Annotated in this window: 2 protein-coding genes and 1 pseudogene; all 3 read left to right on the forward strand. The window is 65.8% G+C overall.

The genetic code is table 11. The features are described from left to right. Positions 1 to 274 precede the first annotated feature (274 nt). Positions 275 to 832, forward strand: a complete 558-nt coding sequence (locus tag N878_RS19740) for a Smr/MutS family protein (protein ID WP_021445283.1) — start codon at positions 275 to 277, stop codon at positions 830 to 832. A gap of 92 nt (positions 833 to 924) precedes the next feature. Beyond that, positions 925 to 1,470 carry a GTP cyclohydrolase I FolE gene (folE, locus tag N878_RS19745; protein WP_021445284.1) on the forward strand — a complete coding sequence of 182 codons (546 nt, stop codon included), beginning with the start codon at positions 925 to 927 and terminating at the stop codon, positions 1,468 to 1,470. A gap of 69 nt (positions 1,471 to 1,539) precedes the next feature. Further along, a pseudogene (locus tag N878_RS29645) lies at positions 1,540 to 1,636 on the forward strand (glutaredoxin); the annotation flags it as partial.

The following is a 1,636-nucleotide window of genomic DNA, read 5'->3' on the forward strand; positions in this document are numbered from 1 at the left end:
GCGCCGCTGCCGCCGGCGCCTGCGCCAGCCGCGCGACCTCGCCCTGTCGCCACATCTGCTGAAAAAGCGCGACTGAAACGCCGCGAGCGGGCTAGAAAATAGCCTGGCGCTATTTTTTAACCTCGCCCAGCGATGGCCCGCAGGGTGGCCGCCAGGGACGGCAGGCCATAAAAAATGGCCGGGAGCCATTTTTAACGTCGCGCAGCGACGGCCCGAAGGGTGGCCGTCACGGATGGCAGGCCATAAAATGCCCGTCTGTTTCGCGGAGCCACCGATGCAAGACGACGACTTTTCCCTGTTCCAGGCCGAGCTGCGCGGCGTCAAGCCGCTCAAGCACGACCGCGCCGACACCGGCAAACCCAAGCCCGACCGCCAGCAGTTCAGCACCCTGCGCCAGGCCGCCAGCATCAGCCAGGGCGAGATCAAGGTGGACGGCCTGTCCGACCAGTTCGTCATCGACGTCGGCGCCGAAGACGCGCTGTACTGGGCCGGCAACGGCGTGCAGGAAGGCCAGATGCGCAAGCTCAAGCTCGGCCAGATCCCCTTCGACGGCAGCCTCGACCTGCACGGCATGAGCGTGGAGAAGGCGCGCGACACGCTGTGGGAGTTCCTCGCCGAAGCCGCCAAGCTGGAGGTGCGCTGCGTGCGCGTGACCCATGGCAAGGCGGTGCGCATGGACGGCCGCCGGCCGATGATCAAGAGCCACGTCAACACCTGGCTGCGCCAGCACCCGCAGGTGCTCGGCTTCGCCTCCTGCCTGGCCAAACACGGCGGCACCGGCGCGGTGTACATCATCCTCAAGCGCACCATGATGGACGGCCGCGACGAGTAACCCGCCCGGCCCATGATTCTGGCGCCCGGCGCTCTTGCCAGGCGCCCATCGGCGCCCTACCCTGCGCCCTTCGATACCCAACAGGATTTTCCATGTCCCTGGAACAACACTACACCGCGATCCTCGGCCAGCTCGGCGAGGACGCCTCTCGCGAAGGCCTGCTGGACACCCCCAAGCGCGCGGCCAAGGCCATGCAGTACCTCTGCCGCGGCTACCAGCAGACACTGGAGGAAGTGACCAACGGCGCGCTGTTCAGCTCCGACAACAGCGAGATGGTGCTGGTCAAGAACATCGAGCTGTACTCGCTGTGCGAGCACCACCTGCTGCCGTTCATCGGCAAGGCCCACGTCGCCTATATCCCCAACGGCAAGGTGCTCGGCCTGTCCAAGGTGGCGCGCATCGTCGACATGTACGCCCGCCGCCTGCAGATCCAGGAAAACCTCAGCCGGCAGATCGCCGAGGCCATCGAACAGGTCACCGGCGCCCTCGGCGTGGCGGTGGTCATCGAGGCCCAGCACATGTGCATGATGATGCGCGGCGTGGAGAAGCAGAACTCGTCCATGGTCACCTCAGTGATGCTTGGCGAATTCCGTGAAAACCCGGCGACCCGCAGCGAATTCCTCAGCCTGATCGGCTAAGGCGCAGCCCCCCACCACGACGGCCGTTCACGACGCTGAACGGCCGTCGGCATTTCAGGAGTAGAAACCATGTTGCTCAAGGCCCTTCGCATTGGCCTCGGCCAGATAGTCCTGTTCGTCGACTGGATCAGCCGCCCGCGTAAACTCCAGCGCAGCGCCGCGGCGC

It is taken from the genome of Pseudomonas sp. EGD-AK9, from assembly GCF_000465935.2.
In the GTDB taxonomy this organism is placed as follows: Bacteria; Pseudomonadota; Gammaproteobacteria; order Pseudomonadales; family Pseudomonadaceae; genus Aquipseudomonas.